This window comes from Palleronia aestuarii, assembly GCF_003253995.1.
In the GTDB taxonomy this organism is placed as follows: Bacteria; Pseudomonadota; Alphaproteobacteria; order Rhodobacterales; family Rhodobacteraceae; genus Palleronia; species Palleronia aestuarii.
Genome location: NZ_QKZL01000024.1, coordinates 32,491 through 53,054 on the forward strand (window position 1 = coordinate 32,491; position 20,564 = coordinate 53,054).

Below are 20,564 nucleotides of genomic sequence, written 5' to 3' on the forward strand. Positions count from 1 at the left end.
ATACTTTTGTTCAAGATAGTGCAAAAGCAAGCCTGATAATGATTCTGTTTGACTTAAGTATCTACGGCTCGTTACATCGCCCGGCGTGGTGGAGCACGCGATGTGGGAGGGAAAAATGCGGAAATCCAGAATGGTAGCGCCTGCCGCTGCCGCGATAATGATATTCGGAACGGCGGGCCTTGCTCAGGCACAGGAGTCGGAAGATATCCTTGTCGGACTGATCACCAAGACCGATACCAATCCGTTCTTCTACAAGATGCGCGAAGGTGCGGCTGCCGAGGCGGAGAAGCTCGGGGTGCAGTTCCAGGCCTTTGCCGGCAAGTACGACGGCGACAACGACACCCAGGTCCAGGCGATCGAGAACCTCATCTCGGCCGGCGCCGCGGGGCTGATCATCGTTGCATCGGATACCAAGGCGATCGTGCCGACCGTTCAGAAGGCGCGCGACGCGGGCCTCTTCGTGGTTGCCGCCGACACCCTGCTCGAGCCGGCCGATGCCGCGGATGCGAGCTTTGCGACCGACAATTTTAAGGCGGGTCAGCTTATCGGGGAGTGGGCGCGGCAGACCCTCGGCCCGGACGACGCGCAGAACGCGACGGTGGCCTTCATCGACGCCCATGAGAGCCAGCCGACGGTGGACGTGGCCCGAGACCAGGGATTCATGGACGGCTTCGGCATGGACATCAAGAACCCCGACCGCCGCGGTGACGAAGACGACCCGCGGATCGTCGGCCACGAAATGGGCGAAGGCTCCGAGGTGGGCGGACGCGACGCGATGGAAACGCTGCTGCAAAAGAACTTCGACATAAACGTCGTCTACACGATCAATGAACCGACGGCGGCGGGGGCCTGGGAGGCCCTGAAATCGGCGGGGAAGGATGACGGCTCCGTCCTGATGACGTCGGTCGACGGCGGCTGTCCGGGCGTCGAGAACGTGCGCGACGGCGTCATCGGCGCGACCGCGATGCAGTTTCCGCTCGAGATGGCGCAGGCAGGCGTCCGCGCGATCGTGGAGCACGTCCGGAACGGAACCATGCCCGAGCCGACCGAAGGGCTGGAGTTCACCGATACAGGCGTGAAGCTCGTGACCGATCAGCCGGTCGAGGGCCTCACCTCGATCACCAGTTCCGAAGCGCTGGAGGAATGCTGGGGCTAGGACGCGCCGCTTCCGCGCGGTTCACGCCGCGCGGGACGACGTCCCTGAACCAATTCCACTTCCGGGAGCTACCTCATGCCGGCCGATGACACAGCGCCGCTCTTTTCCGAACGCAAGGGTTTTGGTCGGCGCGTGATCAACGTGCTGAACGGCAATCCCACGATCATCCCGATGCTCGTGCTGATCGTCGGTGTCATCGCCTTCTCTCTCATCGTCGGCGAACGCTTCCTGCATCCGTTCAACCTGTCGCTCGTCCTCCAGCAGGTCACCGTGATCGGTGTGCTGGCGCTCGCCCAGACGCTGATCATCCTGACCGCCGGGATCGACCTGTCCGTTGGCGCGATCATGGTTCTGAGCTCGATCGCGATGGGGCATCTCTCGATCCAGTTCGGAGTGCCACCTGCACTGTCGCTCCTGATCGGGATCGTCACGGGCGGTATCTGCGGCGCGCTCAACGGGATCTTCATCACGCTCCTGCGCCTGCCGCCCTTCATCGTGACGCTGGGCACGTGGAGCATCTTCAATTCTGTCCTGCAATTCTGGTCCGGAGGGCAGACGATCCGGCAGCAGGAGATCGCCGCCGACGCGGCCGTCCTGCAATGGACGGGGACGGCGTTCCGGGCCGGTGCGGCGCAACTTACGCTCGGCTCGCTCCTGATGCTCGGGCTGGCATTGCTCCTTTGGTACATTCTCAACCGGACCGCCTATGGTCGGCATATCTACGCCGTCGGCAACGATCCGACTGCGGCGCGCCTTTCGGGGATCAACACGCGCAAGGTATTGTTCTCGGTCTATGTCCTGGCCGGACTGATCTGCGGCATCGCCGGCTGGATCCTGATCGGCCGGATCGGCGCGGTGAGCCCGCTCGGAGGGGCGACCGCCAATCTCGACAGCATTACCGCGGTGGTCATCGGAGGAACCTCCCTTTTCGGCGGGCGCGGCTCCATCGCGGGAACGCTGATGGGCGCCTTGATCGTGGGCTTGTTCCGCAACGGCCTCGCACTCGCCGGGCTCGACGTGCTTTGGCAGGAATTCGCGATCGGCATCCTCATCATCATCGCCGTCGGGTTCGACCAGTGGCTGCGGAGGATCTCCGTATGACGACGCCCGATCTGCTCCGCAACGCGGGAGGCGAGACCCCCATCCTCGCCGCGCGGAACCTGCGCAAGTCCTTCGGGCGCGTCGTGGCCATGGACGGTGCCGACTTCGATCTTTATCCGGGCGAGATCCTCGCTGTGATCGGCGATAACGGCGCGGGAAAATCTTCGATGATCTCGGCGCTGGCCGGCGCCATGCGGCCCGACTCGGGCGACATCTGGCTCGACGGGAAGATCGTGCGCTTCTCTAGCCCGATGGACGCACGCGACGCCGGCGTGGAGACCGTGTTCCAGACGCTCGCCATGGCTCCCGCCCTGACGATCGTCGACAACCTGTTTCTCGGTCGCGAGTACCGGAAGTCGGGTATCCAGGGGGCGATCTTCCGCACGCTCGACCGCCGCCGGATGCGGGCGGAGGCCCGCCACCATCTGAGCCAGCTGGGATTGATGACCATCCAGAACATCGACCAGATCGTCGAGACGCTCTCGGGCGGCCAGCGGCAAGGCGTCGCCGTGGCACGGGCCTGCGCCTTCGGATCGAGGGTCATCATACTCGACGAACCCACCGCGGCGCTCGGCGTCAAGGAAACGCGCAAGGTCCTGGACCTCATCCGCGACGTCCGGCAGCGCGGCATCGCGATCGTGCTGATCAGCCATAACATGCCGAACGTCTTCGAGATCGCCGATCGCGTCCATATCCATCGGCTCGGCCGGCGTATCGCCCAGATCCGCCCGAGCGAGTTGAGCATGTCGGACGCGGTCGCGATCATGACAGGGGCCATGGAGCCTCCCGAACCCCAATTGGAAGGAAGCCCAAATGTACAGACTTGACGAGAAACTCGGCCGCATTCGCGCCGGCAATTACCGGCAGGGCGACTTCATCATCGCCGATGCCAAGGACGGCGACATGGGTCCGTCCCTGCAGGCCACCGGTCCGCACCGTGCCAAGGACGGGACCACGTCGAGGTTCCGCACCCGGTCGGAGTTCCTCGACAATATCCAGGCCATCGTTGAGCAGGATGTCGTCGATATCATGCTGACCTCGGTGTCCAATCTCGAGGCATTGAACAAGCGCAATGTCTTCGAGGGCAGCAGGGTCAAACCGGCGATCCGCGCCAACGACACCACCGACATCTGGGTTTTCCGGGGCGCGACCTATGCCCGCCAACCGTCGCGGCCGTTCCGCACGGCAGATGTGAGCGTCGCGAAAGCTGCCGGAGCGGATCTCGGACTGTATTCGATCACGTTCAACAACGATCTCGATCGCGATTATGAATCCCTGCTCGATTTCGCCGCGTTCCGTAAGGAGGCGCGGGCCAACGACTTCGACTACTTCCTCGAAGTCTTCAATCCGAACGCCTCGAACGATCTTGCGGCAGAGGATATTCCCGGCTTCGTCAACGACGCGCTCATGCGCTCGATCGCGGGGCTGGGCGAAAGCGAGCGTCCCGAATTCCTGAAGATTCCCTATAACGGACCGAAGGCGCTCGAGGAGCTGGCATCGTACGATCCGTCGGTGATCGTCGGCATCCTCGGCGGTGGTGCGGGCACCACGCGCGATTGCCTCGAGCTTATCTCCCAGATCGAGCGCTACGGTGCGCGGCTCGCCCTGTTCGGGCGCAAGATCAATCTCGCCGACGATCCGCTCACCATAGTCAAGATGATGCGGGCCGTGGCCGATGGCGCCCTCACCTCCGAACAGGCGGTGCGCGAGTATCACGGCAAGCTGAGCGATGCCGGCATCACGCCCACCCGGCCCCTCGAAGACGATCTCCAGATCACCGAGGCGGTGCTCAAGGAGGCGGCATGACGATCCGTTCGAAGCGAGCCTGCCCATGACGGGTCAGACACGAAAGGGGTTCGTCACCGGGGGCACCTGGTGTCTGGACTACAATCTCAGTCTGGCGGAATGGCCAGCAGTGGAGACCGCGGCGCGGATCCTGTCGAACCAGCGTCAGGGAGGCGGTTCGGCGTGCAATTTCGGCGTCGGCCTGCGTCGGCTCGCGCCGGAGATACCGGTCGAGACGATCGCCCTTTGCGGAGCGGACGCTGACGGGGATTTCCTGCGCGGCGTCGCCGAGGACCATGGCATCGACACCGCGCAGTACCACGTGCAACCCGGCCTGACGACGCACCGCGTGATGGCGTTCACCGGGCTCGATACCGGGAGCCGCACCCATCTGTTCGAGGCCGAGTCCTCCGACTACCTCACGCCGGACCACTTCGACTTCTCCGACAGCCGGGCGTTCATGCTGCATCTGGGCCTGCCCGGCACCCATGCGATGCTCGACGCGCCGTGGCAGGACGATGCGAATGGCTGGGTCACGATCCTGCGCAAGGCCCGGGCCGCGGGCCTGCGGACGAACCTCGAGCTCATGACCATCGACGAGGTGGAGTTGCGTGCGCTCGTCCTGCCCTGCCTGCCGCATCTCGATTATCTCGTCGTCAACGACCACGAGATCGGGGCGATCACCGGCATTGAGACCCATCGCGACGGCGGCACCTCGCACGAGACTGTGCTGGCGGCCGCACACAAGGCCCTGGAGATCGGCGCGATGGGCCTGGTGGTCGTGCATTTTCCCCAGGGGGCGATCGCGGTCGAACGCGGCGGCCAAACCGTTCACCAGGCCTCCGTGGAGATCCCGGCGACTGGCGTGGTCGGAAGCAACGGGGCGGGCGATGCCTTTACCGCGGGGTTCTTCTGCGGCCTGCACCGCGGACGACCGCTCGAAGATTGCCTGAAATACGCCCATTCGGCAGCCGCGGCCTCGCTGCGCGCGATCGATACGTTCAGCGCGATCGCGACGATCGAGGAATGCCTGGCGCTCGCGGACGAATACGGTTGGCGCGCACCCATGAAGATAGCCTGATGGGATGCGTGAGAAATGATCCCGCGCCGTGGGACGTTGGAAACTCATGGCTGGAGATTTTTGATCTCACGATGCGCGGAGTATCTGGTCCGGTCAGTGGCACCCTGATCGCTGGTTACCAAAGGCATGTCCCGTCATGCGAAGCGGGACAGTCGCGGCAGGTAGAGCCCGCGCATCTCATAGGGTGGAACACGCGCCGCGGTTCAATTTACCCTTGAGGAGCCGTGCTTGCGCATGCGTAACATCGCTAGGGAGACAGCGCGCGTTGTTTTCCAACTTGGAAGCCGTGTATCGAAACAGTTCCGGCGTCGATTTCGACGACATACTGATACGTTCCAGGACAGACGATCTTGGCGAACACCGAAGGAGCCGCTGCCGCCCCTCTGGCCGGCGCAACGCAGTTCCTCGCGGACGGCACCTCCAAGAGCGTCCGGTCGGAACTCAGGCCTCGCCCCGGCCGATGGCGAGCAGGCGGTCGGCGTTCTGGTTGAAGGTTCCGGAATCGTTGTCGACCGTACGCTTGCCCTCGCCGCGGTTCTGCCCGTCCTTCATCAAGTCGATCGCACGGCGCACCGCGGGACGGGATTTCAGCCGCTCGCGCCACTCGGCGACGTTCGGGAACCGGTCGAGCGATGAGCCGAGGGGCTTGGCGATGAAGGCCCAGGGAAAGGCCTGCATGTCGGCGATGGAATAGGCCTCCCCGAGGATATGGTCGCGATCCTTAAGCCGGTTCTCGAGCACCGCCATCGTGCGCTCGTACTCGCCGAGATAGCGACGGAAGCCGTAATCGCGCTCTGCCTCCGGTGCATAATTGCGGTAGTGGCTGAGCTGGCCGCCCATTGGGCCCTGGCTGCCGGTTTGCCAGAATAGCCATTCCATGAGGTCCTTGCGGGCCAACCGGTCCGCCTCGGGCGGCGCGAAACGTCCCGTCTTCTCTGCCAGGTAGAGCAGGATCGCGGCAGATTCGAAGACCGGCACGGGCGCGTCGCCGAAGCCCTCCGCCGGCGCATGGTCGAGGATGGCCGGCATCTTCGCATTGGGGCTGATGGCGAGGAAATCCGGTGCGAACTGGTCGCCCTCGTGAAGCCTCACCGGCTTGAGATCGTAGTCGAGCCCGCATTCCTCGAGCATGATCGCGACCTTCCAGCCGTTCGGCGTGGGCGCGTAATGGAAGTCGATCATTTGTCGCTCTCCTTCTCGGCCGCAGCCCCCGAGGCGAAAATCGCTGCGATGGCATCTTCACCGAAGCCCGCTTCGGCGAGAACGGCGCGCGTGTCGGCGCCGAGCGCGAGTGCAGGTCGGGGTGGATCGGGCGAATGGACCTCGAAACGCGCCGGCGGTCGGGCGAGACGGATCGACCCCGCGCCGGGGTGATCCATCCGCAGGATCGTACCGTTTGCCTCCACCTGCGGATGATCCACCATTTCGCTGCGCCGTAGGACGGGCGCGCAAGGAACGTCCTCGGCGCGGAGACGCTCCATCCAGTTCGCCGTCCTATCGTCGCGAAGGGCCTCTTGCGTAAGCACGAGGCGGGCCGCCTTGTTCACCTCCCGCGCCTCGACGGTGGCGAACCTTTCGTCCTCCAGCCAGTCGGGTCGTCCGACCGCTTTGGAGAGGCCCCGCCAGGTCGCATCCGTATGCGCGCTGACCGCCATGAAACCGTCCGCCGTCTCGTAGATCAGCTCCACGTAATCCTGCGCCCGGCCGTCTTCCTCCCACGTCTCCTCCTCGGCCTCGTCACCGATGAAGGTCTGGCCCGTGAAATCGGACGCAAAGAGGAACGCGACGATCGTGTCGAGCATGGATAGGCGGACATGCTCGCCGCGGCCCGTGCGGGCGCGCGCGAGGAGGGCCGCCGTGATCGCCTGGCTTGCCTGGATCGCGGTGACCTTGTCGGGCACGATGGTACGGACGAGACTGGGCCTGCCGCGCCCCTGCCCCTGCACCGCGGCAAGGCCGGACAAAGCCTGGATCAGCGGGTCGTAGACCGGCCTTTCGGCCCAGTCCCCCTCGAAACCGAAACCGGCGATGGAAACGTAGACGATGTCAGGACGCAATTCCCGCACCGCCGCTTCAGAAAGGCCGAGCCTTTCGGCGACGCCCGGTCGCCAGTTCTGCACGAAGACGTCGGCCGTCTTGAGGATCGCACGAAGCGCTTCCAGTCCGGCATCGTGTTTCAGGTCGAGCGCGACGGAGCGTTTCGAACGGTTGTTCTGAAGGAAGGACGCGGACCAGCCGTTGCGGCGTCCCGCGACCTGACGCGAGTGGTCTCCCCCCGCCGGATTCTCTATTTTGATCACGTCGGCGCCCTGATCACCGAGGATCATCGTCGCCAGCGGCCCGGCAATCATCGACGTCGCATCGACGATACGGATCCCTTGAAGTGGTCCGGCCATGCGGTTTCGGCTCCCTCCTTGCAGTCTGCCCTAACCTCGGCCAGCCGGGCGGTAAGTCAATCGTCGTCCCTCTCGGCAACAGCCGGCAGCACAATTTGGCCTTCGCCGGCAGGCGTGTCCCTACCGCCCTCCGCTAATGGAAAGCGAAGCCGCACGCGACGCGAACCGTGCACTGATCGGCGTTCTAGAGATGAGGTTCACCAAGCGAACCCGTTCAACTGCGAGTTCAGTACGAAAATACGATCGGCGGAGGACGAACTCCGAAGTTTGCCCGGGTGATCGCGGCATCTCGTCCGGGTGTCGCCCACCGGCCGATAGCGAACTTGACATGCGTCGTGTTCCATCAGCATGATTTTGAAGCATCGAGGGAGGATTTGATGGCAAAAGCGGTGCATTCCATGGTTCGCGTTCTGGACGAGGCGCGTTCGCTTGACTTTTATCGAAACGCTTTCGGGCTCGAGATCGCGGATCGCCTGGATTTCGAGACCTTCACGCTCGTCTATCTCAGCAACGACGAGGCATCCTTCGAGGTCGAGCTGACCGTGAACAAGGATCGCTCCGAACCTTACGATCTGGGCGATGGCTACGGCCATCTGGCCGTCGTTGTGGACGATCTCGACGCCGAACATGCGCGCTTCGAAGAGGCGGGCTACGCTCCCGGGAAACTCGTCGATTTCACGCCCGGCGGTCCGGGGACAGATCCGATTGCGCGGTTCTTCTTCGTCTCCGATCCGGACGGCTACAAGATCGAGGTTCTGGCAAAGCAGGGGCGCTTCGGCTGAAGGGCACGCGCCGCATATTATCCTGGGAGGAGATAATGGGGAACATAGATAGAACGACGATGACGCGTCGTGGCCTGCTGGCACGCGGTCTCGGCATGACGGGGGGGTTCGTCATCGGGTCTGGCTGGGTGGCTGGCCGCACCGCCGCCTGGGCAACGGAAGTGACGGCGATCCGTCCGGAAACGATGGCGACGCTCGTGCAGATGGCGCGCGACCTCTATCCGCACGACCGCATTCCGGACGAGAATTACGTGGTGGCAGTCAAGGGTTACGACACGCCCGATCAAGCCCCGATGATCGAGGAAGGGGTGGCACTTCTCGACGGTACCGCCGCCGATCACGGCCATCCGAACTATCTTGGCGCCCTGTGGGAAACGGAGCGCGTCGACATCCTGACGGCGCTGGAGGGAGAAGAGTTCTTTCACACGATCCGTTCGGGCCTCGTGACTGGTCTCTACAACCAGAAAAGCGTCTGGCCGCTTTTCGGTTACGAGGGCGAGAGCTTCTCCGAGGGTGGTTACATCGACCGCGGCTTCAACGACATCGCCTGGATCTGAGGGGGTCGGAGCAATGAGTGCACCGTTCGAGAAAACCGACGACAGCGTTGTCGTCATCATCGGCACCGGCGCGGGCGGCGGTACGCTCGCCAACGAGCTCGCGCAGAAGGGTATATCCGTCGTCGCCCTCGAGGCGGGCGGGCGCTACCTGCCCGAGGACTACATCAACGACGAATGGGACAGCTTCGCGCAGCTCGCCTGGACCGATGCGCGCAAGGCGGTGGGTGGCTGGCGCGTTGCTCGTGATTTCGGTGGCCTGCCGACGTGGATCGTCAAGGCCGTGGGCGGCACCACGACGCACTGGGCCGGCGCGTCGATCCGCTTCCAGGACCATGAATGGAAAGCGCTCGACAGCTACGGCGCGGTCGAGGGGGCGAACCTTCTGAATTGGCCCATCGACGGTGCGGAAATGGCGCCCTGGTACGACAAGGCCGAGACGAAGATGGGCGTCACCCGCACCGGCGGACGGCCCGGTCTGCCCGGCAACAACAATTATCTCGTCCTGGAGAAGGGTGCGAAGTCTCTCGGCTACGAGAAGGTTCATACCGGGCGCATGGCGATCAACTCGCTCGATTACGGCGACCGGATCGCCTGCCAGCAGACGGGATTCTGCTTCCAGGGCTGCAAGTGGGGAGCGAAGTGGTCGACCGCCTATACGGAGATACCCGCAGGCGAGGAGACCGGAAATCTGGAAGTGCGGGAGCGCTGCCACGCGAGCCGGATCGAACATGACGATACCGGCCGCGTCACGGGCGTCGTCTATTTCGACGCGGACGGTGTCGAGCAACGACAGGCGGCGCGCCTCGTCTGCGTCGCGGGCAACACGATCGAGAGCCCGCGGCTTCTCCTGAACTCGAGCTCGAACATGTTCCCCGACGGCCTCGCCAATTCCTCCGGGCAGGTCGGGCGCAACTACATGCGCCATGTCACCGGTACGGTCTACGGCATCTTCGACAAGCCGGTGCGGATGTGGCGCGGCACGACGATGGCAGGCATCGTTCAGGACGAGGCGCATCACGACCCCTCGCGCGGCTTCGTCGGCGGATACGAACTGGAGACACTCTCGCTGGGCCTGCCCTTCATGGCGGCGTTCCTCAATCCGGGCGCCTGGGGGCGCGAATTCACCACCGCTCTCGACAGCTACGAGAACATGGCGGGCATGTGGATCGTGGGTGAGGACATGCCGCAGGAAGGCAACCGCGTCACCCTCGACCCGGACGCGATCGACCAGCACGGCCTGCCGATCCCGGTCGTGCACTACGACGACCATCCGAACGACATCGCCATGCGGGACCACGCCTACGAACGGGGCATGGCGATTTACGATGCGGTCGGTGCCACGCGGACATTGCCGACGCCGCCCTATCCCTCGACCCACAACCTCGGCACGAACCGCATGTCGGAACGGCCCGAGGACGGTGTCGTCGACCGTTGGGGACGCGCGCACGACGTGCCGAACCTATTCGTCTCGGACGGGTCGCAATTCACGACCGGCGCGGCGGAGAACCCGACGCTCACGATCGTCGCGCTCGCCATCCGGCAGGCCGATCATATCGCTCGGGAAATGTCGGCGCAGAACATCTGAGCCTGTCCGGCCCGCCCGGAAGTCGGGGCGCCGCGGATGCGGCGCCCCGGTTCGTCTTCATCCGTCAGATTGCTCGGATTCGAGCACGGGCTCGTAATCGGCATGGGCCGCGACCAACGCGTCCATGGCGGGCACGTCGGGCACGCCCATGCAGGAGGTGCGCATGCCGGCCACGCGTTGACGCGCACCGGGCGTTCCCTCCGCCTCCGGCGGTGCCTCTTCCTCGATGCCGCCCTGGGCACCTTCCTCGGTCGCCCCGGTGACCGCGGTTGCCGCCTTGGCCTCCTCGGTCTGCGGCACATCCTCGCCGGCATAGACCGCCCGGAGCTCCAGCATGGCGGACATCTGGCCCGCCGCATCGAGGGCGAGGAAATCGCCGCAGGTCATGTCCGGAACCGCATCGTCCGTGTCTTGTGCAACCGCGGGAACAGTCCCGGCCGCAACGAAGGCGATCGCCGTAATCCACTTCGTCATTCTTCTTCCTCCCGGTCCTCCTGACCGCGACATGAGCTTACCACGACACCCGGCCCGGGAAATATGGAAGATCACCGCTCGACTCCTACGACCCGTCGGAATCTTCCGTTCCAGGGGAGGCATTGTCGTCGTCCTTGCTTCCGAGCAGGGATATCAGGCGCCGGTCGCGGTCTTCGGCCAGTTCGCCCACCGAGCGCCCGTCGGCGACCGCGTCGACCCCTTCCGTGATGCGGCGGCGCAGGTCGGCGTCCAGACGCGGGGTTCCGAGGTCGTCCCACCGGCGTTGCTGGCTGTCTCCGAGATGGTCGAGGTAATGCGCGATGCCGCCGGGGCCGCCGCCCATGTGATAGACCATGTGGCACCCCGCGACCGCCCAGCGGGGACCGGGGCCGTTCCGGATCGCCGCGTCGATATCGCCGACGGACGCGATTCCCTGGTCGACAAGGGAGACCGCCTCGCGCCAGAGCGCGGCGCTGAGGCGGCCGGCGATGTGGCCTTCGACCTGACGCGCGAGACGAACGGGGGCCTTGCCCAGGCTCGTGTAGAATCCCATCGCCCAATCCAGGATCGACGGGTCGGTCAGCGGGCCGCCCGAGACTTCCACGAGCGGCAGGATATGGGATGGATTGAACGGATGGGCCGCGATGCAGCGGCCCGGATGCTCGCAGGCGGTCTGGATGTCGCCGATCAGCAATGCCGAGGTCGACGAGGCCAGCACCGTGTCGGGGCGCACCCAGCGCTCAAGTTCGGCAAAGATGTCGCGCTTGACCGCCAAGACCTCGGGGGCGTTTTCCTGGACGAGATCGACGGTGGCTAGCTCGGGGCCGGGCGCTGCGGCGAAGGTAAGTGCCGAAAGATCCGCGGGTCCCGATGCATGCCCGAGAGCCTCGAGGCTCGGCCACATCCCGGCGATATCAGCGCGCAGGCGGGCCTCCGCCCCTGGACCGGGATCAATGGCGTGAACCGGCAATCCCCTTGCCAGGAGGAAGGCGGCCCATCCGGCCCCGATCAGTCCAGCGCCCAGGATTGCGGTGCGGCGGGCGGCTTGGGGCATGTCTCACTCCTGGGGGTCTGGGTGCAGGGCCGCCCGGGCGTCGGGGTCGAGGCGGGAGGCGTCGGCTCGTCGCCCGCCGATCTTCCAGGCGGCGAACAGGATCAGGGCCGCGGCCGGAGGGGCGGCCGGATGCGGCAGGATCGCGAGCGCGATGATTGCGGCATAGAGCGGCATGTCGATTATGGCGCGGCCCGTCAGCGGCATCCGAGCCAGGGCGAACGGAATGGCCACGACGAGGACGAGCCCGGTGATCAGCGCCTCGACGATGGCGAGGACACCACCCTGCCCCGTCATGCCGGGATAGATCAGGATCAGGAACGGCACGACGTAGGTGAGCGCCCCCAGACGTACCGCTTCCCGGGCCGCCGGCAGCCAGCTCGTCTGGGCGATGCCGGCCCCGACGAAGACGGCCACGCAGACGGGCGGCGTGATGACCGAGATCGTGGCGAAGTAGAAGACGAACATATGCGCGGCCAGGGGCCGGACGCCGACACCGGTGAGGGCGGGAGCGAGCACGGCCGCGACGAGCACATAGGCGGCCGTCGTCGGCAATCCCATTCCGATGATCAGACAGATCAGGCCGACGATGATCGCGACGAGGACGACGGAACTCCCCGCGAGGGTCACGATCAGCGACGAAAGCGTCACGCCGATCCCCGTCAGATTGATCATCGCGACCAGGATCTGCGCCCCGGCGAGCAGCACGCCGATGATGACCAAGCCGCGACCGGCATCGTCGAGCGCGGCCATCACCTGCTTCCCCATATCGCGCAGACTGCGGCGACCGAGACTGGTGATCACGTAGGCCACGAACAGCGCCGCGATACCCATGAAGGCAGCACTCTGCACGGAGCGCCCAGTGAAGATTCCCCAGAAGAGGCCGCCCAACGCGGCGACGATCGGCAGCGCGCGGCGCCATTCGAGGATCTTGCCCCAGACCGGGATCTCCGATGGATCCATGATCCGCAGGCCGCGACGCAGGGAGACGACGTGCACGGTGACGAAGACCGACAGGTAGAACAGGACCGCAGGCAGGATCGCGGCGACCATCACGGTCACGTAGCTTATGCCGAGGATCTCGGCCATGACGAAGGCCGCCGCCCCCATGATCGGCGGGGCGAGCTGGCCACCGGTGGAGGCCACGGCCTCGACCGCGGCGGCGAAGGGGGCGGGATAGTTCAGCCGCTTCATCAGAGGAATGGTGAAATTGCCCGTGGTGGCGACGTTCGCGACGGCGCTGCCACTGACCATTCCGAAGAGGCCCGAGGAGATCGTGGCCATCTTGGCCGCGCCGCCGGGGCTCTGCCCGCCGAGGCGCATGGCGAGGTCCATGAAGGTCTGGCCCCCGCCGGTGTGGAGGAGGACCGCACCGAAAAGGACGAAGGCCGCGATCACGGTCGCGGCGACACCGGTAAGCGAGCCCCAGATACCCAGATCCCCCAGAAACAGGGTCTCGGTGACGAAGTACATGTCGAATTGTCGATGGCCGAGGGCGCCCGGGATGTGATGACCCACGAGGGCATAGGCCAGGCCCGCGATCACGAGCACGGGGAAGATCACCCCGACGACCCGGCGACCGAGTTCGAGAAGAACGATCACGAGCCCGGCCGTCATGGCGATGTCGGCCGCGGTCGCCCAAGGCAGCGAGTTCATGATTCGGTCGTAGTTCGCGGCGATGTAGCCGCAACTGATCCAGGTCACGGCCGCTGCCGCCACGTCCAGCGCGATCCCGACGGGACGCAGCCGCCGTCCCTCCCATAGGGGATACATCAAAAGCCCCAGGCTGACCGACAGGCCCACGAACACGGCCCGCTGCACGAGGCTCTCGAACGGCCCGAAGGCCGATGTGTAGAGGACGAACATTCCGATGAAGGTCGCCAGGATCCTGGTCGCGATGTCGCGCATGATCTTCCTCCCACGGCCGCGCGGTATCCTCCCGCGGTCCAGCATCCGGCGCGCCGCGCCTCCGAGGCCGGGCCCGAGGGGCCCGACCCGACGCTTCACTCCTGCGGGCGCATCCGCTCGGGGATCTCGACGCCCTGCTCCTCGAAGTAGCGCGCGGCGCCGGGATGCAGCGGCACGGTGCCGTACTGCATCGTCAGCTCGCTCAGATCGTAGTCGGCCAATGCGGCGAGCGCGTTGCGCTGCACCGTCTCGTCCTCCATCGCCGCCTTCGTGATCTGGTAGGCGATCTCCTCGTCCATCTGCGGCGTCGCCGAGACGGCGAGCGCAAAGCTCCAGGTGCGGTAGGGTTCGATCCCCTCGCCGGCATCCTCGATCTCCACTACGGAGATATCCGGCATCTCCGCCTCGAGCGCCTGTGCTTCCTCGTCACTAAGCGAAATGACGTCGATCGGCGTGAAGGTCGCGATGTCGAGGGAGGAGGAGTCGAGCTTGTTTCCCGCGCCGGACTTCACATAGCCAGCCACACGGTCGTCCTTGATCATGTCGACCACGTCCGTCGTCGAGCCACGCACCCATTCGGGCTCGATACCCAGCGTGGAGAAGACGCTTTCCGCCGTGGCTTCGGTCGCGGAGCCGCGGATGCCCGGGTTGAAACGGGTCCCCGCCAGATCGGAGAGCGACGTGATCTCCGCATCCGCGCGCACCACGACGTTCTGAGGGGCCGGCGCATAGACCCAGAGCAGCGGGGCCTGCTGGGGGGCGCCGTCGAATTCCTGGGTTCCGTTCCAGGCGTGCTGGATGATGTTGGTCGTCACGAGGCCCAGATCGACCTGGCCGCGTTCCATGCGGCGCAGGTTGTCCATTGTCGCGCCCGTCTCCGCGACGGACGCGCTCACGTCCGGTATGGTGTCGTTGATGAGCTGGCCCAGGGCCACGAAGTAGCCGTACTGGCTCGACGACGCGGATGTCGAACCGATCAGCAACCGGGTTTCCTGAGCCTGGACGGCGCTGGCGCCCAGCAACATCAGGGCGGCAAGGGACAGGTGTCGCTTCATCATGGTGTTTCCTCCTCTTTGGTCTTCGGTGCCCCGCCCCTCCCGGGCGGGATGTCGATCGGCAGTTCCAGAATCCGGAAGGACAGACACTTGCCGTGCCCGTCGAGATTGAGGCTCCCGTTCACGCCGCCGTCGAGGACGTCGTCGATCACGAAGTTCATGGCGTGCAGTCGCGGCAGAAGGTAACGCCGCACCGCGCTCGGGCGACGGTCCGCGAGCAGGGCCGCGACCCGTGCCTCGGTCACCTGTTCGACGATGAGGTCGAAATCCTGGGGTCGATAGGCGATGACGCTGACGTTGAGCCGGTCGCCCTTGTCACCGCTGCGACCATGGGCGAGATCGTGAAGCTTCGATCCCAAATCCCCACCCATCACGACACCTCGACAAATGTATGCCGGGCCCGGACCAGCGGTCGCGGGATCGCCGCCGATGCGGTAGAGACACGGCGGCGCATGTTCGTGCGTATTCCGCCGCCACCCGCCGGGCCGCAGCAATAGAGTGCGCCGAAATCATGCATGGCGGCGGCTACCGCATCACCGTCCGCGGCATGCACCGCGAGCCGCAACCGCACGTCCCGGCAATCGGGCAACCGATCCTCCAGATGGTGGCCACCATCGTCGCCGAAGACACTCGTCACGCCGATCAGATCACCGCGCCATGCCAGTCCGGCCGGCAGCCGCCGCGTCACCGCATCGAGCGCGGCACGCGCGCGGCCCTCCGCTCCCGGTCCGGCATAGGAAATCTCGCCCTCGCCGACATAGCCGCCATCGTAGCAGAGCGTCGCCTTCAACGTCTCGGGCGGCGGATGGCCACGGGCGCCCGAGACCCGCACCCGGTCGGGCGCCAGTTCGGTGATCTCGACCTCGGTCAGGTCGAGGGTCACGTCAGGCGTCAGGTAGGCTGCGGGGTCGTGTATCTCGTAGAGGATCTGCTCTTTCACGGTGCGCGCATCGACGCAACCGCCTGTTCCGCCGGGCTTGGTCACCACGCAAGTTCCGTCGGCATCGACCTCCGCGATGGGATAGCCGAGACGGTGAAGGCCCGGGACGTCCTTTTGGCCTGGATCGGCGAAATAGCCCCCCGTGACCTGAGCGCCGCATTCGAGGAGATGCCCGACGAGTGTTCCCGCGGCGATGCGATCGTGGTCCGTCAACGACCAGCCGTAATGGGCGATCAGCGGGCCGAGGGCCAGCGCGGGATCGGCGACACGACCCGTGACGACGATATCGGCCCCCTCGCGAAGCGCCGCGGCGATCTCCTGCGCACCGAGATAGACATTCGCGCTGAGAAGACGGGCGCCCTCGGGGAGGCTCGACGCCAGAAGCCTGTCGAGGCCCGCGTCCGGCCCCGCCGATGCAAGGTCGTCACCCTCGACGAGGGCGATGCGCGGCGCGCGACACCCCAATGACGCCGCGATCGCCGCGATGTCTTGCGCCGCCGCGCCGGGATCGGCGGCCCCGAAATTGCCGACGATGGAGATGCCATGATCGAGGCAATCCGCAAGGACCGGGCGAAGCCGGTCCAGAATGGACCGGTCATAGCCACCCGATCCCTCACGGCGCCCGCGCTGCGCGAGCGCCAACGTTCGTTCGGCCAGCATCTCGAACATCAGACAGGAGGGCCCGCCCCTCTCGACCAGCGCAGCGACCACCGGACCCGCGGCGTCGATCCGATCTCCGGAAAATCCCGCGCCGCAGCCAATACGATAAAGTTGCGGTGTATCGACCAAACCAACCGCCCTCCCCTGCGGCCTCGGAAAATCTCCGAGATTGCCGCAGAGCGTGCTTCGAGTTAGTCTATTTGTCAAATCGATAGAAACAATGGATGCATCCGTTTAGCCGATGAATGTGCAGATGCGGCAGATCGAGGCCTTCGTTGTCCTGGCGGAAGCGCGTAGCTTCAGCGAAGCGGCGCACCGGTTCGGCCTCTCCCAACCCGCTTTCAGCGCCGTCATTCAGCGCATGGAAAGCGCGATGGGCCTGCGCCTCTTCCACCGCACGTCGCGGAGTGTCGAACTCAGCGCCGAAGGGCACGCCTTCCTGCCGCGGGCGCAGGATCTGCTGCGGTCGTGGTCGAGCGTCTTCGACGACATGGCCGACCTTGCCGCCGCGCGGGGCGGTCGCGTGACGGTCGCGGCCCTTCCTTCGCTCGCGGCGGGATTGCTGTCGAACCTGGCGATCACCTTCCGCCGCAGCCATCCGGGCGTCCGGCTCGACCTGCGAGACGTTCTCCACGAAGACGTGGTGGCGCTCGTCAAGTCAGGCCAAGCGGATTTCGGCATCTCGGTCGCGCCACCGGACCAGCCCGAGATAGAATTCGTTCCACTCCTTCAGGACACGTTCGTTGCGATCGTTTCCCGTGAGCATGTCCTTGCCACGCGCGGGACCCTGACCTGGGCGATGCTGCGCGATCAGCCCCTCGTCGCGATGACGCGGGCCACGAGCGTGCGGCGGCTCATGGACGACGCCTTCCGCAAAACCGGCCTGAGCCCGATGCCCGTCTGCGAGGTCAATCACCTCGCCACAATCGCCGGCCTCGTCGCCTCCGGCTTCGGCATCTCGGCGCTGCCCGCGCTTTGCCTGCCGACGGTCCTGCGCCCTGAAATCGCCTGGCTCCCCCTCGCTACTCCGACGGCCTGGCGGACATTGGGCGTTCTGAAGCTCAGACGCGCCCCCTCGATCGCCGCGGCCGCGTTTCTGTCCGAACTGCACCACCAGAATCCGCGCGCCGTGTTCTCGGAGTTCGATGCGCATATCCGCTTCAATCCCCCACCCGCGGCATGAACGCCGCCAAACCTCTTACCTACGAAGAAGGACCATCGATGACATCGCACCGCACACCCCATCTCGACGAGACATCGCTCACGCCCGAGCAGCAACGGATCTACGACGCCATTTCGGGCGGGCCCCGCGGGAAGGTCGAGGGTCCCCTGCGCGTGTGGCTGCAATCCCCCGCACTGGCGGATCGGGCTCAGGCACTCGGGGCCTTCTGCCGGTACGACACGCTGCTGGAGCCGCGTCTTTCCGAGCTCGCCATCCTGGTGACGGGGGCATTCTGGAAATCGGGCTTCGAATGGGCGGTCCACGCGCCCATCGCGCTCGAGGCAGGATTGTCCGAGCGCATCGTCGAGGCGATCCGGCGCGGCGACGAACCGGAATTCGAGCGCGACGACGAGGCGGAAATCTACGCCTTCGCACGGCAGCTACACGAAACGAAGCAGGTCGACGATGCGGCCTACGACGCAGTGGCCAAACGCTTCGGCACCCGCGGCGCGGTGGAGCTGGTGGGCCTTCTGGGCTATTACACGTTCATTTCCATGACCATCAATACGTTTGACGTGCCTCTGCCCGAAGGACAGGAAGACCCCTTCGTGTGAGTTCGCGAGAGCGGAATGATCCCCTTCCCAGTCAGGCCTTGTCGATCATGCGTGAAGTTCAGTGGCACGGGGCTTCGGCGCTGCGATCCGGAAAACGGGGGTTGATCTTCTCTTAACTCGGTTAAGGCCGCTGTTAAGGTCTTCGGACTTGGAAAGAGCGCTGGATTACGGGCTACGGTGAGCCTGCTCGGTTTGTCTGAACGGCGTCCGGGCTTCTGCCAAGTGGATATCCGCTCTGGTTACGCCGCCGCCGGGAGTGGCGATGGCTGGTTTGGACAAGCCCGATCGGGCGTCTGCCCGCCAAGCGATGAATGGGGCCGGGTGCCTTTGTAGAAGTGCAGGTAGCGGCTGATGGAGGCGCGAGCCTCGGAAACGCTGGCATAGGCGCGCAGGTAGACTTCTTCGTATCTGACCGTCCGCCAGAGCCGCTCGACGAAGACGTTGTCGCGCCGTCGGCATATATGCCGACCCCTTGCCGTCCATGCTGATGGCGACCTCGATCGCCGCCGGCCTCGAACCGATGGCGGCCTACGGCTCGCCCTTGAGCACCCGCGTGAAGTCTACGCTGGTGAACTGCGACCCCTGATCCGTATTGAAGATCTCCGGCTTGCCATGGCGGCGGAGCGCTTCTTCGAGAGCCTCGATGCGAGACAGTCCGCGGATAGCGTGATCGACAGCCGCCAGTTCAGGACCTTGCGGCTGAACCAGTCGATGACGGCGGCAAGATAGAGTGAGGCATTGGTCGCCATCGGTTCGAGACCGATGCCGAACGCCCCCGGCCATGGGGACGTAGGTGATGTCCATCGCCCGGACCTGGTTGGGCCGGGTCACGGCCCGGCCCCTCAGCAGATAGGAATAGATCCTGTGCCCCGGCGCCGGCTTCGACGGCGAGCCTCGTCCGCCATCGGTTCGAGGGCGATGGCAATCGGACGGCGGTAGATCGCCGCGACCCCCATCCGCTTCAGCAGCGTCGAGACGTGGCATCGGCCGACCTCGTGGCCCTCGTCGTTCAACAAGGCTTTCAGCATTCGGCTACCCGCGAACGGATACTCCATGTGCAGTTCACAGGTCCGGCGCAATGAACCATGTCGCGCCATTGGTCCGAGCGTGGCCGTCAGCTGACTTGCGATCGTGCGGAACCGGCGCGGGACCGGGGTCTCGCCGTACGCGGGACGACCCGCGCATAGAAAACGGCCGAGATCGGTGTGGCTCTCGGCCGCAATGCCGTCTGCTCTGCTGTCGTTGGGGGTGAGCACGATCCTGTCTATGAGGACGGCGATGTGCTCGTGGGCCTGGTAGACCAGGTCCGGATCGCCGAGACACGTCTCGAGTTCAGCGACCGACCGGGCGTAGGCCGCGGCTGGATCGGGTGGAGGCATGGCGCGCTCGGTCACCGCCTGTTCGGCCTCGGCCTTGTTGCACATATCTTTGAGAGGGGTTCACCTTGGGAATCCTGATAGTCAGATCGATGGCATGCCAAAGCCTGCCAACACCCGCTACCGCACGACGAACGGGTCTGACTATAACGCTGCGTTGAAGCGGCTAGGTTCGTTGTCCGTCTGGTTCGATCCTGAAATGTCCCGGCAGGCGGACCGAAGCGGCAAGCGTGGCCACTCCCAGACCTTCTCCGACAGCGCCATTCAGACCTGTCTCACGCTGAAAGTCCTGTTCGGCCTGCCGCTTCGCCAGACCGTCGGTCTCGTCGAGAGCCTGATCGAGATGGCCGGGCACGACTGGCCTGTGCTGGACTATTCGACGCGGTGCCGACGTTAGGCACGGATCCAGGTACTGAGGCCTTGTTGCACGAAGGTTGCCTGGGATTCACATCAGGAGTCCTGCGACATAGCTGGGCGCCATGTCCAAACCAGTGCCCACCCGCTACCGTACCCTGAACTGGTCATCTTACAACGCGTCGCTGCGTGAGCGTGGCTCGCTGACCGTCTGGCTCGACCCCGTTACACCATGGCATGCGGCGGCGTCCGGCAAGCGCGGGGCGCAGCCGGTCTACAGCGACGCCGCCATCCAGGCATGCCTGACGATGAAGGGTGAAGGGCGTCCCGGAAACAGGCCGGTGGCCTGTTTCAGCCCTGAACGGGCGGAGCCCCGGGCCTGTTCGGCCTGCCGTTGCGCCAGACGACCGGCTTCGTGGCGAGCCTACTGAAGCTCGCGGGTCTCGACTGGCCGGTGCCCTTCGTCGGGCGATCCTTCCACTGGAAGGATCGCTGATCCTCCTCAGTCTCGACGCTCTGCCGCCGCC

At 65.4% G+C, this 20,564-nt stretch carries 18 protein-coding genes and 3 pseudogenes; 12 read left to right on the top strand and 9 right to left on the bottom strand.

Translation table 11 applies throughout. The features are described 5' to 3' along the window. The first annotated feature begins 130 nt into the window (after window positions 1-130). The 5 genes from LX81_RS17875 to LX81_RS17895 all read left to right on the top strand — a co-directional run bounded on the left by LX81_RS17875 (window position 131) and on the right by LX81_RS17895 (window position 5,123). Entirely contained in the window at window positions 131-1,156 is a 1,026-nt protein-coding gene (locus LX81_RS17875) for a substrate-binding domain-containing protein (protein ID WP_211322813.1), read from the top strand. A 75-nt stretch (window positions 1,157-1,231) separates the two neighbouring features. After that, window positions 1,232-2,257 (top strand): ABC transporter permease, encoded by a 1,026-nt coding sequence (locus LX81_RS17880; protein ID WP_111538666.1) that lies wholly within the window; start codon window positions 1,232-1,234, stop codon window positions 2,255-2,257. Further along, window positions 2,254-3,084, top strand: a complete 831-nt coding sequence (locus tag LX81_RS17885) for an ATP-binding cassette domain-containing protein (RefSeq protein WP_111538667.1) — start codon at window positions 2,254-2,256, stop codon at window positions 3,082-3,084. Before LX81_RS17880 ends, LX81_RS17885 begins: the two co-directional genes overlap by 4 nt. After that, a complete protein-coding gene (locus tag LX81_RS17890; RefSeq protein WP_111538668.1) occupies window positions 3,071-4,063 on the top strand; it encodes a beta/alpha barrel domain-containing protein in 993 nt (330 codons plus the stop codon). Before LX81_RS17885 ends, LX81_RS17890 begins: the two co-directional genes overlap by 14 nt. A 25-nt stretch (window positions 4,064-4,088) precedes the next feature. After that, window positions 4,089-5,123, top strand: coding sequence for a carbohydrate kinase family protein (locus LX81_RS17895; RefSeq protein ID WP_111538669.1), 1,035 nt, complete (start codon window positions 4,089-4,091; stop codon window positions 5,121-5,123). A gap of 441 nt (window positions 5,124-5,564) precedes the next feature. On the opposite strand, the gene LX81_RS17900 is transcribed toward LX81_RS17895, so the two are convergent. Then, complete coding sequence (locus LX81_RS17900) at window positions 5,565-6,305, bottom strand: glutathione S-transferase C-terminal domain-containing protein (RefSeq protein WP_111538670.1); 741 nt, start codon at window positions 6,303-6,305, stop codon at window positions 5,565-5,567. After that, window positions 6,302-7,519, bottom strand: a complete 1,218-nt coding sequence (locus LX81_RS17905; protein ID WP_111538671.1) for a CaiB/BaiF CoA transferase family protein — start codon at window positions 7,517-7,519, stop codon at window positions 6,302-6,304. Before LX81_RS17905 ends, LX81_RS17900 begins: the two co-directional genes overlap by 4 nt. 377 nt (window positions 7,520-7,896) lie before the next feature. Between LX81_RS17905 and LX81_RS17910 the strand changes: the two genes are divergently transcribed. From LX81_RS17910 to LX81_RS17920, 3 genes are read left to right on the top strand one after another with little or no spacing between them, the layout of a single operon-like run. Then, window positions 7,897-8,301 (top strand): VOC family protein, encoded by a 405-nt coding sequence (locus tag LX81_RS17910; protein WP_111538672.1) that lies wholly within the window; start codon window positions 7,897-7,899, stop codon window positions 8,299-8,301. A 59-nt stretch (window positions 8,302-8,360) separates the two neighbouring features. Continuing rightward, window positions 8,361-8,858 (top strand): Twin-arginine translocation pathway signal, encoded by a 498-nt coding sequence (locus tag LX81_RS17915; protein WP_111538673.1) that lies wholly within the window; start codon window positions 8,361-8,363, stop codon window positions 8,856-8,858. Window positions 8,859-8,871: 13 nt separating this feature from the next. Next, window positions 8,872-10,443 (top strand): GMC family oxidoreductase, encoded by a 1,572-nt coding sequence (locus LX81_RS17920; RefSeq protein ID WP_111538674.1) that lies wholly within the window; start codon window positions 8,872-8,874, stop codon window positions 10,441-10,443. A 57-nt stretch (window positions 10,444-10,500) separates the two neighbouring features. On the opposite strand, the gene LX81_RS17925 is transcribed toward LX81_RS17920, so the two are convergent. From LX81_RS17925 to LX81_RS17950, 6 genes are all read right to left on the bottom strand, one after another. Beyond that, entirely contained in the window at window positions 10,501-10,917 is a 417-nt protein-coding gene (locus LX81_RS17925) for an HdeA/HdeB family chaperone (RefSeq protein WP_111538675.1), read from the bottom strand. An 85-nt stretch (window positions 10,918-11,002) separates the two neighbouring features. Continuing rightward, on the bottom strand, window positions 11,003-11,971 hold the full coding sequence (locus LX81_RS17930) for a 3-hydroxyacyl-CoA dehydrogenase NAD-binding domain-containing protein (protein WP_111538676.1): 969 nt from the start codon (window positions 11,969-11,971) through the stop codon (window positions 11,003-11,005). A 3-nt stretch (window positions 11,972-11,974) separates the two neighbouring features. Further along, window positions 11,975-13,876 (bottom strand): TRAP transporter permease, encoded by a 1,902-nt coding sequence (locus LX81_RS17935; protein ID WP_111538677.1) that lies wholly within the window; start codon window positions 13,874-13,876, stop codon window positions 11,975-11,977. Between the two features lie 95 nt (window positions 13,877-13,971). Further along, on the bottom strand, window positions 13,972-14,934 hold the full coding sequence (locus tag LX81_RS17940) for a TAXI family TRAP transporter solute-binding subunit (protein ID WP_234822691.1): 963 nt from the start codon (window positions 14,932-14,934) through the stop codon (window positions 13,972-13,974). Further along, the gene (locus tag LX81_RS17945) at window positions 14,931-15,302 is read right to left on the bottom strand and encodes an AtuA-related protein (protein ID WP_111538678.1); all 372 of its coding nucleotides are present in this window, start codon (window positions 15,300-15,302) and stop codon (window positions 14,931-14,933) included. The genes LX81_RS17940 and LX81_RS17945 overlap by 4 nt, the downstream gene beginning before the upstream one ends. Further along, a complete protein-coding gene (locus LX81_RS17950) occupies window positions 15,302-16,660 on the bottom strand; it encodes an acyclic terpene utilization AtuA family protein (protein ID WP_111538679.1) in 1,359 nt (452 codons plus the stop codon). Before LX81_RS17950 ends, LX81_RS17945 begins: the two co-directional genes overlap by 1 nt. A 124-nt stretch (window positions 16,661-16,784) precedes the next feature. On the opposite strand from LX81_RS17950, the gene LX81_RS17955 reads away from it, so the two are divergent. Both LX81_RS17955 and LX81_RS17960 read left to right on the top strand, forming a co-directional pair. After that, on the top strand, window positions 16,785-17,714 hold the full coding sequence (locus LX81_RS17955) for a LysR family transcriptional regulator (RefSeq protein WP_170134021.1): 930 nt from the start codon (window positions 16,785-16,787) through the stop codon (window positions 17,712-17,714). 38 nt (window positions 17,715-17,752) lie between these two features. Further along, the gene (locus LX81_RS17960) at window positions 17,753-18,307 is read left to right on the top strand and encodes a carboxymuconolactone decarboxylase family protein (RefSeq protein ID WP_111538681.1); all 555 of its coding nucleotides are present in this window, start codon (window positions 17,753-17,755) and stop codon (window positions 18,305-18,307) included. A gap of 239 nt (window positions 18,308-18,546) precedes the next feature. Here the strand turns inward: LX81_RS17960 and LX81_RS17965 are convergent. Beyond that, window positions 18,547-19,386, bottom strand: a pseudogene (locus LX81_RS17965) (DDE-type integrase/transposase/recombinase); the annotation flags it as partial. A 394-nt stretch (window positions 19,387-19,780) separates the two neighbouring features. On the opposite strand from LX81_RS17965, the pseudogene LX81_RS17970 reads away from it, so the two are divergent. Both LX81_RS17970 and LX81_RS17975 read left to right on the top strand, forming a co-directional pair. Beyond that, window positions 19,781-20,077 (top strand): annotated as a pseudogene (locus LX81_RS17970) (transposase); the annotation flags it as partial. An 85-nt stretch (window positions 20,078-20,162) separates the two neighbouring features. Next, window positions 20,163-20,497: pseudogene (locus LX81_RS17975) on the top strand (transposase); the annotation flags it as partial. Between the last annotated feature and the right edge of the window lie 67 nt (window positions 20,498-20,564).

Excerpts from the sequence above, each read along its gene's own strand:
- LX81_RS17875 (WP_211322813.1), top strand. The coding sequence starts at position 131 with ATGGTAGCGCCTGCCGCTGCCGCGATAATGATATTCGGAACGGCGGGC.
- LX81_RS17880 (WP_111538666.1), top strand. The coding sequence starts at position 1,232 with ATGCCGGCCGATGACACAGCGCCGCTCTTTTCCGAACGCAAGGGTTTT.
- LX81_RS17885 (WP_111538667.1), top strand. The coding sequence starts at position 2,254 with ATGACGACGCCCGATCTGCTCCGCAACGCGGGAGGCGAGACCCCCATC.
- LX81_RS17890 (WP_111538668.1), top strand. The coding sequence starts at position 3,071 with ATGTACAGACTTGACGAGAAACTCGGCCGCATTCGCGCCGGCAATTAC.
- LX81_RS17895 (WP_111538669.1), top strand. The coding sequence starts at position 4,089 with ATGACGGGTCAGACACGAAAGGGGTTCGTCACCGGGGGCACCTGGTGT.
- LX81_RS17900 (WP_111538670.1), bottom strand. The coding sequence starts at position 6,305 with ATGATCGACTTCCATTACGCGCCCACGCCGAACGGCTGGAAGGTCGCG.
- LX81_RS17905 (WP_111538671.1), bottom strand. The coding sequence starts at position 7,519 with ATGGCCGGACCACTTCAAGGGATCCGTATCGTCGATGCGACGTCGATG.
- LX81_RS17910 (WP_111538672.1), top strand. The coding sequence starts at position 7,897 with ATGGCAAAAGCGGTGCATTCCATGGTTCGCGTTCTGGACGAGGCGCGT.
- LX81_RS17915 (WP_111538673.1), top strand. The coding sequence starts at position 8,361 with ATGACGCGTCGTGGCCTGCTGGCACGCGGTCTCGGCATGACGGGGGGG.
- LX81_RS17920 (WP_111538674.1), top strand. The coding sequence starts at position 8,872 with ATGAGTGCACCGTTCGAGAAAACCGACGACAGCGTTGTCGTCATCATC.
- LX81_RS17925 (WP_111538675.1), bottom strand. The coding sequence starts at position 10,917 with ATGACGAAGTGGATTACGGCGATCGCCTTCGTTGCGGCCGGGACTGTT.
- LX81_RS17930 (WP_111538676.1), bottom strand. The coding sequence starts at position 11,971 with ATGCCCCAAGCCGCCCGCCGCACCGCAATCCTGGGCGCTGGACTGATC.
- LX81_RS17935 (WP_111538677.1), bottom strand. The coding sequence starts at position 13,876 with ATGCGCGACATCGCGACCAGGATCCTGGCGACCTTCATCGGAATGTTC.
- LX81_RS17940 (WP_234822691.1), bottom strand. The coding sequence starts at position 14,934 with ATGATGAAGCGACACCTGTCCCTTGCCGCCCTGATGTTGCTGGGCGCC.
- LX81_RS17945 (WP_111538678.1), bottom strand. The coding sequence starts at position 15,302 with ATGGGTGGGGATTTGGGATCGAAGCTTCACGATCTCGCCCATGGTCGC.
- LX81_RS17955 (WP_170134021.1), top strand. The coding sequence starts at position 16,785 with ATGCGGCAGATCGAGGCCTTCGTTGTCCTGGCGGAAGCGCGTAGCTTC.
- LX81_RS17960 (WP_111538681.1), top strand. The coding sequence starts at position 17,753 with ATGACATCGCACCGCACACCCCATCTCGACGAGACATCGCTCACGCCC.